Annotated in this window: 10 protein-coding genes; 9 read left to right on the top strand and 1 reads right to left on the bottom strand. The window is 68.6% G+C overall.

Annotated elements, in window-relative coordinates; genetic code table 11:
* Nucleotides 1-75 precede the first annotated feature (75 nt).
* Complete coding sequence (locus tag HNQ08_RS12505) at nt 76-336, bottom strand: hypothetical protein (RefSeq protein WP_184132358.1); 261 nt, start codon at nt 334-336, stop codon at nt 76-78.
* Nucleotides 337-857: 521 nt separating this feature from the next.
* Here HNQ08_RS12505 and HNQ08_RS12500 point away from each other — a divergent pair.
* The 9 genes from HNQ08_RS12500 to HNQ08_RS12460 all read left to right on the top strand — a co-directional run bounded on the left by HNQ08_RS12500 (nt 858) and on the right by HNQ08_RS12460 (nt 15,023).
* Entirely contained in the window at nt 858-1,856 is a 999-nt protein-coding gene (locus HNQ08_RS12500; RefSeq protein ID WP_184132355.1) for a DUF4352 domain-containing protein, read from the top strand.
* A 72-nt stretch (nt 1,857-1,928) separates the two neighbouring features.
* Nucleotides 1,929-5,333, top strand: a complete 3,405-nt coding sequence (locus HNQ08_RS12495; RefSeq protein ID WP_184132352.1) for an ATP-binding protein — start codon at nt 1,929-1,931, stop codon at nt 5,331-5,333.
* A gap of 35 nt (nt 5,334-5,368) precedes the next feature.
* Nucleotides 5,369-7,432, top strand: a complete 2,064-nt coding sequence (locus HNQ08_RS12490) for an ATP-binding protein (protein ID WP_184132349.1) — start codon at nt 5,369-5,371, stop codon at nt 7,430-7,432.
* 192 nt (nt 7,433-7,624) lie between these two features.
* Nucleotides 7,625-8,485, top strand: coding sequence for an SDR family NAD(P)-dependent oxidoreductase (locus HNQ08_RS12485; protein WP_184132346.1), 861 nt, complete (start codon nt 7,625-7,627; stop codon nt 8,483-8,485).
* A gap of 306 nt (nt 8,486-8,791) precedes the next feature.
* Nucleotides 8,792-9,820, top strand: coding sequence for a homocysteine S-methyltransferase family protein (locus tag HNQ08_RS12480; RefSeq protein ID WP_229789887.1), 1,029 nt, complete (start codon nt 8,792-8,794; stop codon nt 9,818-9,820).
* A gap of 236 nt (nt 9,821-10,056) precedes the next feature.
* On the top strand, nt 10,057-10,404 hold the full coding sequence (locus tag HNQ08_RS12475) for a DUF705 domain-containing protein (RefSeq protein ID WP_184132343.1): 348 nt from the start codon (nt 10,057-10,059) through the stop codon (nt 10,402-10,404).
* A 106-nt stretch (nt 10,405-10,510) separates the two neighbouring features.
* The gene (locus tag HNQ08_RS12470; RefSeq protein ID WP_184132340.1) at nt 10,511-11,743 is read left to right on the top strand and encodes an MFS transporter; all 1,233 of its coding nucleotides are present in this window, start codon (nt 10,511-10,513) and stop codon (nt 11,741-11,743) included.
* Between the two features lie 179 nt (nt 11,744-11,922).
* Nucleotides 11,923-12,366: a GreA/GreB family elongation factor gene (locus tag HNQ08_RS12465; RefSeq protein WP_229789894.1), complete on the top strand. Its 444-nt coding sequence runs from the start codon at nt 11,923-11,925 to the stop codon at nt 12,364-12,366.
* A gap of 41 nt (nt 12,367-12,407) precedes the next feature.
* On the top strand, nt 12,408-15,023 hold the full coding sequence (locus tag HNQ08_RS12460) for an ATP-binding protein (protein WP_184132333.1): 2,616 nt from the start codon (nt 12,408-12,410) through the stop codon (nt 15,021-15,023).
* Nucleotides 15,024-15,055 lie beyond the last annotated feature (32 nt).

The following is a 15,055-nucleotide window of genomic DNA, read 5'->3' as shown; positions in this document are numbered from 1 at the left end:
CTTTCCCTTGCCCTGTCTGATTCGTTGCACCGGGGGAGGCAACTTGCAGCAGAAGCGGTGCTGCCGCTCATGCACTCAGGGGCGCCGTCGGGAGCGCCGCCGCTTCCTGGCCCGTGGTCCCGCCAGACGCGTCGGCCCGGCGTCCCCTGCGGGAAGCTCGACCTGACTGCGGTCACCCGGCAGGGCGTCGAGCAGCCACCGCAGGGCGACGAACACCCGTAGGAGCGACCACAGGGGGCCGCGCCGGGCGTGCCGCCGGCCCCAGTCGGACAGCCACGAACCCGTCAGGACCAGGGCGACGAATCCAGCCGAGCCGACGAGCAACGTCCATTCCATTTTAATCGTGCCTCCTGTTCGTTAAACCTGTGTGCTTGTGGGAATGCGAGTACTGCTGGCGGGGCGATGCCACGCATCAGGCGGGCAGCGTGTCCACGCCCGGCGGCACCGGGAGACCTACTTGATGTTCGGGTGGACGTTTGCCCCCATCACAGCGCCGCCGGGTCTAGCGGTGAACCCGCCGACGGGGCGGCGTCCGTTCCCGGCGCGGGAGCGCAATGAGGACGCTGTTCTCGCCTGTGACGGAGGTCACCCGTTCTCTTGCCCGTACGTCGTTCCTATCGGTGTTCATGTGGTTCCTCCCGGTGGAGCCTGCACCCCAGCATAGGAACCGCACCGTGATATGGGGATGTTGCGCAGCCCAGGGGCTGTGGGCCGCCTGCGCGCGTGGGTTCGTCGCTGGCGTGACCCTCGCTCCATGGCCGTCCCCTGGAGGGTGACGTGGGGACAACATTTCCGTGTCACGCCCCCCTCTGTACGTTCTGCTCACCCCGGCCAGAGCGCCGTACAGGAGACAAACCATGCGAATTCAGATTCTGTTGACCGCCCTCACCCTCGCCCTGATCCCCGTCGCCCACGCCGCCAACACCTCCACCCGCCCGGCCCAGCCGGTGGTCCAGGGCACCCAGCAACTCGACGGCCAGAATGCCCGGGTGGGACAGACCTTCACCCTCGGCAAGGGCAGCCCCCTCAACTTCACGCTGCGCAGTGCCGAGTACAGCGCCGGCCGCGTCGTCATCGGCGGCGAGGTCTACTATCCCAAGGCCGACGAGAAGCTGCTCATCCTGCACTACACCGTGCAGAACCCCCAGAAGGGCGCCGCACGGTACTACTGGGCCGACCTGAAGTTCACGGCGGTTGACGCGCAGGACCGCAACCACGAGTTCATCCAGGCCGTCGCCCGTGAGGGCACCACCGATAAACTGGAGATCAACCTCAAACCCGCGCAGAAGGTGGACGTGATGACGGCCATCGTGGTGCCCGCCGCCGGGCCGGTGCCCAAGCTGATCGTGCAGCGTGAGAGCGGCACCCCGGTGCTGCGCTACGACCTGCGCACACAGGCCAGGGGCTTGCCCGCCCCCTTCGCAGACCAGTCGGGCACCACGGCCCTGGCCCAGGTTCCCGCCGCGAAGGGCAAGTTCGTGACGTTGAAGTGGTACGACGTGCGGCTGGACGACGCGAAGTTCACGACCGAGACCCTGGGCGGGCAGGCCCCGGGGGCGGGCAAACGTTACCTGACGGCCACCTTCACGCTGAAGAACAACCTGGGGCGCGACACCACCTTCTCGTGGTCCGACCTCAAACCGACCCTCAAGGACGCGGACGGCGAGCGGGTGGAGTACAACCAGACGATGCTCAAGGCCAGCCGGGACGAGAAGGCGGGCGGAGCGTTGCCGAAAGGGGAGGAGGCGCGGGTGCGCTTCTTCTTCGAGCTGCCCTCGAACGTCGCCGGGGACAGCGTGCTGCTCACCGACGAGTCCGGCCGCACCTTTGTCTTCGACGTGAAGGACAGCAAGTAGAGTCAGGCGGCCTCTGAGCTCCCCGCAGATCACTTCTCCTGCCGCCAAGCAGGACGTTACCCTGAGGGGGTCATGACCCTCTCACCTGCATGGGAGCTCTCGGTAATCGGCGAAGCGCGGCTGGTCACGCCCGACGGGCGGCGGCTGCCGTGCGCGGGCCGCGCCCTCCTCCTGATGGCGTATCTGGCAGTGGAAGGACCCACCCCGCGCACACGCCTCGCGGGGACGCTGTGGCCCGACCGACTGGAGGCCGCCGCCCGCAACAACCTTGTGCAACTGTTGCGCCGCATGACGGGTGCCCACGGAGAGACCCTCGTCGTGGGACAGGACCCGCTCGCCCTGAGCAGCGAGCTGCGGGTGGATGTGCAGCGCCTGCTGGCGTCCGGGGACCCGGAACTGCCGGTGCCGGACGGGGAGTTTCTAGCGGGAGTGGAGGTAGAGGACACCCCGGACCTGGCCGACTGGCTCACGGTGCAGCGCGAGCGGCTTGCTGCGTTGCGGGTGCGCCGACTGGCAGCGCAGGCAGGACGGCAGGAGCGAGAAGGAGACTTTGCGGCGGCCCTCACCGCCACGCGGCAGTGGCTGGCTCTGTCCCCCGTCTCCGAGGAAGCGCACCGTCAGCTTATGCGCCTGCACTACCTGCTGGGCGAGCGTGACGCGGCCCTGGCCGCCTACCATGCGTGCACCCGGGTGCTCCACGACACCCTGCGCACCGAGCCGCTCGCGGAAACCCGGGAGCTGGCAGAACTGATCGCCCGTGGCCGTCCGGCACCGGCGTCCCCCGCCCCGCCCACACCGCCCGCGCTCGCCCGCCCGGCCCTGGTGGGACGGCAGCGCGAGTGGGCCCAGATGGAGGAGGGGTGGCGTTCAGGCCAACTCATCGTCGTCTCGGGCGATCCGGGTGCGGGCAAGTCCCGGCTGGCCCACGACTTCGCGGCCAGCAAGGGCGAGGTGCTTGCCCTGGAGGGAAGGCCCGGTGACCGCCTGGTGCCGTTCTCCACGACGGTGCGCAATCTCCGGCGCATCCTGGCACGCGGCACGGTGACCCTGCCGGAATGGGCGCGTCATTCGCTGAGCTGGCTGCTGCCCGAACTCGCCCCGCCCGGTGAGGCCCGGCGCGAGGCGGACGCACGGCTGAACGACGCCATTGAGCTGACATGGGTCCAGGGCCTGCGCGGCGTGGACGTGTGCGTCTTCGACGACTTCCAGTACGTGGACGACGCGACCCTGGAGGCGGGCTTCACGCTCGTCGAGGCCGTCTTCCCGCTGGGGCGCAGCGGCGGTATCCCGCACTGCATCGCGGTGCACCGCCGCGACCAGTTGCCACCCGCCATGCGCGAGGTGCACGAGGGCATGGTGCGCGCCGGGCACGCGGTCTGGGTGGAGGTCGGGGCGCTGGGCGAAGCTGACCTGGGCACCCTGCTGGGCCAGCTGGGGGTGCCCGACCCGGATCGGCGCGCACCGCAGCTGCTGCGGCGCACCGGCGGCAACCCCCTGCTGGTCCTTGAAACCCTGCGCGACTTGGACCGCAACGGGTCTCTGGACGGGGCAGAAGCGTCGCTCACTGTGCCCCAGAAGGTGGAGCACCTGGTGGCCCAGCGCCTGGAACGCGTCTCTAAGACCAGCCTGCAGGTGGCGCGGGCGGCGGGAATCCTGGAGCAGGATTTCTCGCCGGAGCTGGTGGCAGACGTGCTCGGCGCGCCTCTGCTAGAGGTGATGGACGCCTGGCAGGAACTGGAGGACGCTCACCTGCTGCGCGGGGATCGCTTCGAGCACGACCTGATCCTGGAGGCGGTGCGGGCGGGGGCGTCGGCCACCGTGCGCCGGCTCCTGCACCGTGGGGCTGCGCGTGCCCTGGAACGGCACGGTGGAGCGCCGGCCCGGCTGGCCCGCCATTGGCAGGAGGGCGGGCACCCTGACCAAGCCGCGCCGCTGCTGGTGCGGGCGGCGCGAGAGGCTTTCGCGGCGGCGCGCCCGGTGGAGGCCCTGGACTTCTGTGGGCAGGCCGCGCGCCTCTTCGAGGACCTCGGCGAACTGGAGGCCGCCTTTGATGCCCGGGCCGCCGCCCTCGACGGCGCGTGGCGCCATGAATTGCCGGGCCAACTCGAACCGCTCGTCACGCGTCTGCTGGGCGACGCGCGCACCCCGGAGCAGCAGGCCCGGGCGCACCTGGCCCAGGCCACCTGGCTCCTCAGTCAGCATCAGGACCGTGGGCAGGAGGCGGAAGCGGCGGCGGAGCGTGGGCTGGCCCTGCTCGGCGAGGGGGGGACTCCTGCGCTCCGGGCGGCGCTGCTGCGCGAACTGCTCCTCGCCCGCGCGCGGCAGGGCAGGGGGCGGGAAGCGCAGGACCTGATGCCGCAGGTCGAGGCGGCGCATGCCCCGCTGGGCGATTCCCGCGATGTCGCCGCCCTGGACGCGGCCATGGGCGACGTGCTGCTGTCTCTGGGACAGTATGGGGCGGCCCGCGGACGGCTGGAGTGCGCGCTGACGGCCTATGGGGCAGCGGGAGACCGCTACCACGCCGCCCGGCTGGCCCACGCGCTCGCGCTCGCCGAGGAGGGGCTCGGGCACTGGGAGCGTGCGGTGGCCCTGCGCGCCGAGCTGGACGAGGCGAGTGCGGTGTCCTCGTCCTCGTTGCGGTACTGGAACACGCTGCGGCTCGGCACCCTCTACCTGCACGCCCGGCAGTACGCCCGCGCCCTGCACTGGCTGCGACAGGCCGAAGCGCTGGGCCACGAGCTGGGGGAGGCGGCAGGACTGGTGCAACGCGCTCTGGCAGAGCTGTCCTGGGCCCTTGGAGACCTGGACGGCTGCGAGCGCGCGGCAGAAGTGGCCCTGGCCGCGCCTGATGGGCGCGACGTGGGCCAGGGGGTGCCGTGGCTCCTGCGCGGTCTGGTGTGCGTCCGGCGGGGACATCAAGCGGAAGCGCGCGCCGCTTTCGAGCGGGCACAGGATGCACTGGCGGGCACGGCGCTGTCGTACTCGCAGGGGCGCCTCCTGCTGGCGCGGGCCGAGCTGGAAGGTGGGGGCGCCCTGCCCCTCGTGGAGGAGGCGCGCCGCTTCGCTGAGAGCGGGGGGCACGCGGCGCTCCTCACGGACGCCCTCGCGGCGCGGGCGGAAGCGCTGCTGCGCCTGGGATGCCCCAGCGAGGCCCTGGCCGACAGTACGCTCGCCGTGGAGCGCCTCGCCGGGCATCCCCCCCGTGAGGACCACGCGCGGCCCTGGCTGGTCCATCACGAGGTGCTGACGGCGCTGGGGTGCCCGGACGCCGACGTGCCGCTGCGTCAGGCGCTGGGCTGGCTCGCGGCCATGCTGCCGGAGCATGTGCCGGAGCATTTGCGCCCAGCATTCCTGCACCAGCACGCCACGCACCGCGCCGTGCTGGAAGCGGCGGAGAGGACCGGCCTCGCCCTGCCCTTCCCGGCGGCTCCTGGGGTTCTGGCGGGTGATGCGCCGGGCGCCCTGCCTGCCGTGTGACACGTCTCTTCTGGGCCGGCGGCTATACTGGGCACATGCCCGAAACGCTCACCGGCTGGCAGCTGCGTCTGCTCGGCCCACCTGCGGTCGTCGCGGCGGATGGCCGGGTCATTCCGTGCGAACGCAGGACGGCGGCTCTGCTTGCCTACCTGGCGCTGGAGGGGCCGACGTCGCGGGCCACTCTGGTAAGGTTGCTGTGGCCCGACGCGCCGGCGAGTGCCAGCCGTAATAACCTCGTGCATCACCTGCGTCGGCTGAAGAAGGCCAGCGGGGCCGATCTTGTCCTGCCGGGAGAAGTGGCGGCCCTCGCCCCGGCGTTGACGGTGGACGCGTGGACGCTGCTGGAAGAAGGCAGGCATGGGGCGGGGCGCGCGGTCCTCCTCGACGGGGTAGAGCTGGACGGCTGCCCGGACCTGATGGACTGGCTGGAAGCGCAGCGGGAGGAGCTCGGCGCCGTCCTCATGAACGTCAGCCGCGCCGAACTGCAGCGGCTGGAGGAACAGGGCGCGTGGGCTGAGGCCATTTCACTTGGCCTGACCCTGCTCGATCTCGACCCGACCGCAGAGGACGTGTGGCGCAGCGTGATCCGGCTGCATTACCTCAACGGCGACCGGCCCGCCGCCCTGCAGACGTACCACCGCTGTCAGGACGTCCTGATGCGCGAACTGGGCGCGGAACCAGAGGCAGCCACCAGGCACCTCGCGCGCGACATCGACCGGGGCACCCTGGGGGCCGTCCAACCCGTGGCGCGCTCCGGCCGCATTCCGCTGGCCGTGCTGCGCCCCCCGACGCTGGTGGGCCGTGAGGAGGCCTGGGCACGGATGGAGGAGGCATGGGCCGCCGGCCAGGGGATCATGCTCGTCGGTGAAGCGGGCAGCGGCAAGACGCGCCTCGCCCTGGACTTTCTGCGGTCCCGGACGACGCATCAGCTGCTCTACTTTCAGGCGCAGCCAGGCGACGCCCAGCTGCCCTACGCCACCCATGCCCGCAATTACCGGGCAGCGCTGGGCACCTACCCGGATCTGGCCCTGCCCGGGTGGGTGCGCTCTGAACTGGCCAGGATGCTTCCCGAACTGGGGCAAGCTCCGCCCCCCATGATCTCGGAGGCCGACAAGCGCCGCTTCTACGACGCCAAGGTGGAGGTTATCCGTCTGATCGCCGAGCGCGGTCCAGTGATCGTCGCTACGGACGACGCGCAATTCATGGACGATGCGAGCGTCGAGGCCGGAGCGTACGTCGGCTCTCGCTTCTGGGGGGACGCCAGGGTGAACGTCCGCACCCTCTTCTGCCACCGTCCCGGCGAATTGTCCGCCGCCTCGGCGGGCCTGCTGGGGGGCATGTACGATGCGGGCGCTGTGGTGCCCATTCACCTCGCGCCGCTGGACCAGCCTGCCATCGAGCACCTGCTTGAGGACCTCAACCTGCCGCAGGGCGTTGCCCTCGCCGGTGATCTCGCGCGGGTGACGGGCGGCAACCCACAGCTCCTGCTGGAACTGCTCAGGCACCTGTTCGAGACGGGCGCTTTGCAAGACAGCGAGCAGCTGCCCGACACCGGGGGCGGCGTCACCTCTCTGATCGCGCGTCGTCTGGCACGCCTGACGCCGTCCGCTCAGCAGGCGGCCCGCGCGGCGGCGGTCCTGCACAGCGACTTCACGCCCGAGATGGTGGCCCAGATGCTGGGGGTATCGCTCCTCGACGTGGCCTCCGCGTGGGAGGAACTGGAAGAAGCGCAGATCATGACGGGCGAGCGCTTCTCGCACAGCCTCATCCTGGAGACCGTCCTCGCAGGCATTCCCAATCCGGTCTCGGGGGTCCTGCACCGGGCGGCGGCTCAACTTCTGGCGTCACAGGGAGGGCCTGCTGCGCGCATCGCCCGACATTGGCAGGAGGGCGGCAAACCCGGGCGGGCCGCGCCCTGGCTCCTGAAAGCGGGGGAGGCCGCCGAGGCGACGCTGCACCTTGAGCAGGCCCGCGCGCACTATCAGGCCGCGCGGCAGGCCTTCGAGGCGGATGGCGACACCAACGGCGCGGCACAGGCCCTCCGCTCACTGGCGGCCCTCGCCGCATGCTCTCCGGGCACATCGGCAGAGCCGAACTGAACCTCGCGCTGTTATCCCTCTCTTCCTGAGGGCACCAACTTGGAGCTGAGCCTGACGCCATGGGCGTCGGCAATCCAGCTTCTTGATCTGCGGGCCAGTTGGTGTCCTTTCACCCCATGCAGGCCCATTTTTCGTTGGCGGTAAACGCGCAACCTCCCGATCACTCGCGCCCTTTCCCCGGTATGCTGACCTATGACATCACTGCTCCGGGGCAAGGTCGCTCTCGTTACGGGCGCGTCGCGCGGGATTGGGCGGGGCATTGCCCTTGGGCTCGGCGAGGCGGGCGCGACCGTCTATGTCACGGGCCGCACGCTGTCGGGCCGCTCCAGGCACATGCCCTTCCTGGCGGGCAGCCTGGAGGACACCGCGCAGCAGGTGACCGAGCTGGGTGGCGAAGGTATTGCCGTGCAGTGCGACCACACTGACGACGCCCAGACTCGGACCGTGATCGAGCGAATCCGGGAGGAGCGCGGACAGCTTGATGTCCTGGTGAACAACGTCTGGGGTGGCTACGAGGGACTGCACATCTGGGACGAGCGCGGTGAGAAATGGGACGCACCGTTCTGGGAACAGCCGACGTCCATCTGGGATGACATGTTTGCCGCGGGCGTCCGGGCCCATTACGTCACCAGTCAGCTCGCCGCCCCGCTTCTCATTGGCGCGCGCGGCCTTGTCGTGAGCATCTCATTCTTTGCGGCGGAGGGCCACAAGGACACGGAAAGCATTCCGTATTTTCTGGCGAAGAATGCCACCGACCGTATGGCCCTCGCCATGGCCAATCACCTGCGTCCGCACGGGGTCACGAGCGTCAGCCTGTACCCGGGTCTGGTGCGAACGGAGGGCATCATGCTTGCCCCCGAGGGTGCGTTCGACCTGTCAAACTCCGAGTCGCCCCAGTTCATCGGCCGGGCGGTCGCTGCCCTTGCAAGCGACGCCAACGTATTTACCAGGACGGGCCAGGTCGTTGTGGCCGCTGAACTCGCCCTCGAATATGGCTTCAGCGACATTGATGGGAAGCAGCCGAGATCACTGCGCGCAGACTCACTGGGCTGACGTGGCGGATGACAGACCCGGCGGCAATCGGAGCGCCCCGGACAGGACGAGCGAGGCTTTCCTGACGACATCCCGGCCCCGTTGGTCTGGCAGCGGTTCTTCAGGAGTCAAGGCCGAAGGTGACAGGCAAGCGCCTCCCCTGACGGCCTGGCTCTGGAGAGGCTCCACCCCATCATCTGCTCGGTGACCGCCCCGGCTCCCTGGCCGCATCACCCGTGAACTCGGCAGCAGCGCGCTGCCTGGGAACTTTTCAAATTCCATTCGGGTGCGGCCCGCTTTGCAAGGTTCAGGGCCCAGGCGATGCTGATGACAGGGCCACAGCCCTCTGTTAAGCTGGATCTCTCGCTGCACCTCGCTGCCCAGGACCCGTCTGACAGGATGGAGGACAAGTTGAAAGGACCGCTCCCACAGCTCACGCGCCGTGTCCTGACCGACGGCGGCCTGGAGACCGACCTCCTCTTCAACCGCGGGATTGATCTCCCATGGTTCGCGGCCGTTACGCTGCTCGGAACTGCGGAAGGCCGGGCCGCGCTCGAGACGTACTACCGCCCCTATCTGGAGCTTGCCCGCAGTCTCGGGACCGGATTCATCCTCGAGAGCGCCACCTGGCGTGCGAGTCCCGATTGGGCTGAGCCACTTGGGCTCCAGCAGTCTGAACTCGACCAGCTCAATAGGGCTGCCGTCGAGTTGCTGCGCCGCTTGAGAACCGAGTTTGCCACCGACACCTCTGAGATCGTGGTCAGCGGCTGCGTCGGCCCTCGCGGCGACGGCTATGATCCCGGCCGGATCATGGGTGTGTCCGAGGCGGCCGATTATCACGGGCATCAGGCACTTGTCCTCGCCTCGGCTGGGGTTGACATGCTTTCTGCCCTGACCATGACCAACATCAACGAGGCAACTGGTGTCGCTCTGGCAGCAGCGGAGGTAGGGCTGCCAGTGGCGGTCTCGTTCACGGTGGAGACGGATGGACGGCTGCCGACGGGTGACTCCCTGATGGACGCAGTGGCGGCTGTCGATGAGACGACCGGCGGATATCCGGCCTACTTCATGATCAACTGTGCCCATCCTGATCACTTTGCCGCAGTCCTGAGCGAATCCGCGGCCTGGACACAGCGTATTCGTGGTCTGCGGGCGAATGCTTCGCGCTGCAGCCACCAGGAACTGGACGCCATGACGGAGCTCGATGAAGGCGATCCGGCCGAACTCGGACAGCTCTACCGCAAGGTTCTCGAAAGACAGCCGCAGATCACGGTGCTCGGTGGTTGCTGTGGCACAGACCTGCGCCATGTCACGGCAGTCGCCGAAGCATGCAGGGGTGTCCCGGGCTTCGCTTGATCTGAGGCAGATTCACGGCATCGAACCGGAGGATCAGAGACTGATCCCTTCCTTTCTCGACTGGCCCGGTGGGCGAAAAGAAGAGCCTAGGACCTGCAGAGTGGCGGCGAGGCCGTGTGGAACCCGCCGCCGTACAGAGCGTGATTTTTCCGGTCTATCCCACGCTGGTGCTGGGCTCTGCAGCCCGGATGGGCTGGAAGCCAGACGCGACCCCGGTTCCCACGTAGACTGGCCGCATGAGCACCCGGACGCCCCTCATCGTGTATGTCGATGTGGACGAGACCCTGATTCGTAACCACGGCCGCGCCCGCATCCCCATACCTGCGGTCATCCGTCATGTGCGGACGCTGTACGAGCAGGGGGCTCACCTGTATTGCTGGTCTTCCGGCGGGGCCGCCTACGCTCGGGAAAGTGCAGGGGAAGTTGGGCTGGAAGACGTCTTTCTGGCCTTCCTGCCCAAACCCATGGTGATGCTCGACGATCAGGCGGTCCAGACCTGGCGGCGGCTGCTTCAGGTGCACCCGAACTCCGCGGATGGTCAGACCGTCGACGACTACCGGGCAGGGCTGGGGCAAACCCCGTAATCCTGACCGGCGCACCGGCCCTCTCCGGCCTGTGGACGTGAAATCAGGGTGATTCCATCGTGTCGTTCTCCGCAGCTGACGCCCCCGGTTCACTATGCTGCGTGGCATGTCGAGTGCAGGTTCCCACCGTGCCGCGCCCGCCCGCTGGACGGCCCTCTCCTGGCTGGCGGGCGCTGTCGTTTTCGCCATGGCACCGTGGTTTTCGGCAGCGGCTGTCCTTCCACAACTGCGGGCTCTCTGGACGCTCAGTGAGACCGACGCTGCCTGGCTGACGCTGGCCGTTCAGCTGGGTTTCGTCCTGGGCGCCGTGCTCAGTGCGGTCCTCAACCTTGCGGACCGGGTTTCTCCCCGGTACCTGATTCTGGCCGGGGCCCTGCTGGCCGCCGGGGCCAATCTGGGGCTGCTTCTCGCACAAGGTCCGGCCGCAGCCATTGCCCTACGCGCTTTGACCGGAGCGGCCATGGCGCTGGTCTACCCCCCTGCGCTCAAGGCCATGGCCACCTGGTTCCGCACTGGGCGCGGCGTGGCGCTGGGCATCATGGTCGGCGCGCTCACCCTGGCGGCCGCGCTGCCCCATCTGGTCAACGGTCTGGGCGGGGCGAACTGGCAGGCTGTGATTGCGGTGACCAGTCTGCTCGCGGCGCTGGCCGGCTTCATGGCGATGCGGGTCAGGAACGGTCCGCATCAGTACCCGCCCGCAGTTTTCCGGCCCGCGCAGGCGTGGCGCATCCTGACCGGGCGCGCCATGGGGCTGACCACCCTGGGGTATCTGGGGCACATGTGGGAGCTGTACGCCATGTGGGCGTGGTTCGCGGTGTTCTTCTCCCGCCTGCTCGCGGAGCGCAACCTGCCTGCCCCGGGACAGGGAGCGGCCTATGCCACCTTTGCGGTGGTCGGTGTGGGCGCACTGGGCTGTTACGTCGGTGGCGTGCTGGGCGACCGCTGGGGCCGGACCCGCCTTACAGCGCTGGCCATGTTCCTGTCGGGCGGCTGCGCACTGGCTCTGGGCCTCGCCGTGCTGCTGAACGCCGCTCCCCCAGTGGTGCTGGGCCTGAGTGTGCTGTGGGGGTTCTGGATCATTGCCGATTCCGCCCAGTTCTCCACCATCGTGAGCGAGATTGCTGACCCTCCCTACGTGGGCACGGCCCTGACCATGCAACTGGCATTGGGCTTTACCCTGACTGTCGGAAGCATTGCGCTCGTCCCTCTGCTGGTCAGCAGGTGGGGCTGGGCCCTCGCCTTTATGGTGCTGAGCGTGGGGCCACTCCTGGGAGCGGTGGCCATGCGCCGACTCGCCCGTCTGCCCGAGGCCACTCAAATCGCAGGAGGCCGTGGCTAACCCGCACAGAGGGCATCAGGACACTCAGGGGGCACGGTCGCCCCTGACGCTGAGGGGGACAGGAGGACTGCTGGGGCACATGGTTGCTGCGCGTCGTGCCACGGCAGCAAGGCGACACGCTATTCTCAGTCTCAGACATGCCTGCAACCCCGCAAATGACGGCTGGTGGCCTCGAGCGTTTGAAACAGAACCTCCAGCGTGAGCTGGTTCGCCTCGATGAAGCGCGAGACTACGTGCGCGATCAGATGGAGTCCAACGAGGCTGAGAGCCTGGGCCTCGTCGAGGCTCAACAGCAGCTCGCCGCGATTGAGGAGCGTGTCGAGGAACTGCAATACCTCATCGCCAGCGCACAGCTGATCGAGCCTGTGGGCGGAGTACACGACGTTGTCCGTCTTGGTGACCTGGTCCTGCTGACCGAACTCGGCTCGGGCAAAACACGGCGGGTCCAGCTGGTCAGCACAGCGGAGGCGGCTGGGTCCCTGGGGAGCATGGTGCAGATCAGTTCGGACAGTCCGGTCGGTTCCAAGCTGGAAGGCTGCCGGGTCGGCGACACCTTTGCCGTGAGCCTGAAGCAGGGGGAGGTGCGCTACCAGGTCACCCAGATCGAGGAGAATCCGGACTGATCGGGGAGCTCCTCCGCGCCGGGTTTTAGACTCTTCCTACTATGACGCTGCTCGAACGGGCCGTCCCCCTGGACCAGCTGTTGGCGTGGTCCGGAGACGCCGCGGCTGGGAGGGGCCGCCTGATCCTCCTGGCCGGCGAGGCCGGGGTGGGCAAGACTGTGTTTCTGCAGGAGTTCGTCCGTCGCCTGGCCCGCCCAAATGGGGTCCTCCTGGGTGCCTGCGATCCTCTCTCCACACCGCGGCCCCTTGGACCGCTCCTCGACATCGCCAGCCTGTTGGGCGGCGAATTCGAGCGGCTGCTGGACAGCGGTCAGCGCGAACAGGTCTTCAGGGCCTTCCTCTCGGTCCTGACGAACGACCGCCACAGGGGGCACATCGTCATCTTCGAGGACGTTCACTGGGCGGACGACGCGACCCTTGACCTCCTGAGATTCCTGGGCAGACGCCTCGACCACAGCCGGACGCTGCTGATCGCCTCGTACCGCGACGATGAGGTGGGGCCCAGACACCCCCTGCGGACCGTCATTGGTGACCTCGCAACGTCCCAGGCGGCCCGGCGGCTCACGCTGGCGCCCCTGTCTCAGGTGGCCGTCCAGGAACTCGCCCAAGCCAATCACATGGATCCCACCCTGCTCTACCTCAAGACAGAGGGCAATCCCTTCTACATCACGGAGGTGATTGCCAGCGGGGTGGAGAACATTCCCCCCACCATTCTTGATGCCGTTCTGGCACGCGCGGCCAGACTGTCTCCACCGGCCCGGGCAGCCCTGGAAGCCGCGGCCGCGATTGGCACCCGCATTGAGCCGTGGCTGCTCGAAGCGCTTGTTCCGTCCAGCGTGGAAGCCGTCGACGAGTGCCTGAGCATGGGCGTCCTTCAGGCGCACGATGACCGGCTGGCCTTCCGACATGAACTGGCGAGGCAGGCCATCCTGAGCAGCACCGCGCCCCCACAGCGCCTGGCACTGCACCGAGAGATTCTGGGGGTGCTTATGGTTGCCCTGCCCGGCGACGTCGCCAGACTCGCGGATCACGCGGAGGCCGCCAACGATTCCGCCGCCGTGCTTCGGTATGCGTTGCGGGCAGCCAGGGAGGCGATGGCGCTGAGAGCGCACCGCGAGGCGTGTGCCCAGTTCGCCCGGGTCCTCCGCCATGCCGGGGGGCTGGCTCCCGAGGAGCATGCCAGCATGCTGGAGGAGTACGCCGAACAGTGCTTCATCACTGACCAGCTGGCCGAAGCCCTGCGGGCGAGTGAGGCGGCGCTTCAGCTCTGGCAGGAGACCGGACAGCGGGACCGGGAGGGCGCGACGCTGGCCCGCCTTGCCCGTTTCCTGGTGGGCATGGGCCGCAACGCGGAGGCGGAGGACGCCAGCCGCCGCTCCCTGGCTATCCTGGGCGAGTTGCCGCCCGGACCGCCCCTGGCTTTCGCCTACGCCTGTCAGGCGCACCTGCGGATGTTGAACCGCGACAACCAGCAAGCCGTCCATTGGGGCCAGCAGGCCATCGAGCTTGCCGAGCAGCACCAGGACCGCCCCCTGCTGGTGCTTGCCCTGAACACGGTGGGCACAGCAATGCTCCTCGAACAGGACGAGGCGGGGCGGGCGCTGCTGGACCGAAGTCTGGCGCTGGCCCGGGACGCGCAGCTCGACGACCACGTGGCGCTCGCGTACCGGATGCTGAGCTCCGTGGCTGGCGAGCTGTACCAGTTTGCCCGGGCCGATCAATATTTCGGGGACGGGCTGCGGTACTGTCAGGAACACGATCTGGACGGCCACCGGTTGTACATGCTGGCCTGGCAGGCCCTCTCCTATCTGTATCAGGGGCGCTGGCGCGAGGCGACGGAGGTGGCGCTATCCGTGACCCGGCGTCCGGCGACTGCGGCAACCAGCAGAATCATGGCTCTCGTGGCGCTGGGCCGGGTGCGGACCCGGCGGGGGGATCCTGAAGTCTGGGATGTGCTGGATGAGGCCCTGGCCATGGCCAGCCAGACGGGGACCCTCCAGCGGCTGGCGCCCGTCCGCGCTGCGCGGGCAGAGGCCGCCTGGCTGGCCGGCGACCTCGACCGGGTACATGAGGAAGCGCAGGCCGCCTATGGTCTGGCCTGCCACCACCACCATCCCTGGTTTGTGGGGGAGCTGGCGTACTGGCGCTGGAAAGCCGGACACGCGAGTTCAGACGTCCCCAGAATGGCCCTGCCCTACGAGCTTCAGATCACCGGCCGCTGGCACGACGCGGCGCTGGAGTGGGAACGGTTGAACTGCCCGTATGAGGCAGCCAGAGCCTATGCCGAAAGTCAGGCCGAACCCGACCTGAAACAGGCGCTTGCCCTCTTCAAGCAGCTCGGCGCGCGTCCGGCAGCTACACAGGCGGTCCAGCAACTGCGGCAACTGGGGGTCAAGGGACTGTCCCTGGCCCCCCGGTCCTCTGCGAGCGACCATCCGGCCCGCGTGACCCCCCGGGAGGTGCAGGTGTTGCAACTGCTCCAGCGGGGACTCCGTGATGCGGAAATTGCCAGAGAGCTGGGGGTGTCGACAAAAACTGCCGGGCACCACGTCTCCTCACTGCTCTCGAAACTCAGTGTGCGTAACCGTACTGAAGCGGTCCGTGAGGGCACACGGATGGGCCTGATTCCCTATGGGGAGCCGGACCGCTCAGCATAGGGAATTTTCCCGATGTGCGCTGAGACCCTCAG

It is taken from the genome of Deinococcus humi (assembly GCF_014201875.1).
Lineage (GTDB): Bacteria > Deinococcota > Deinococci > Deinococcales > Deinococcaceae > Deinococcus > Deinococcus humi.
Note: the sequence above shows the minus strand (reverse complement) of the source record. Positions and strands in the feature narration are given on the sequence as shown.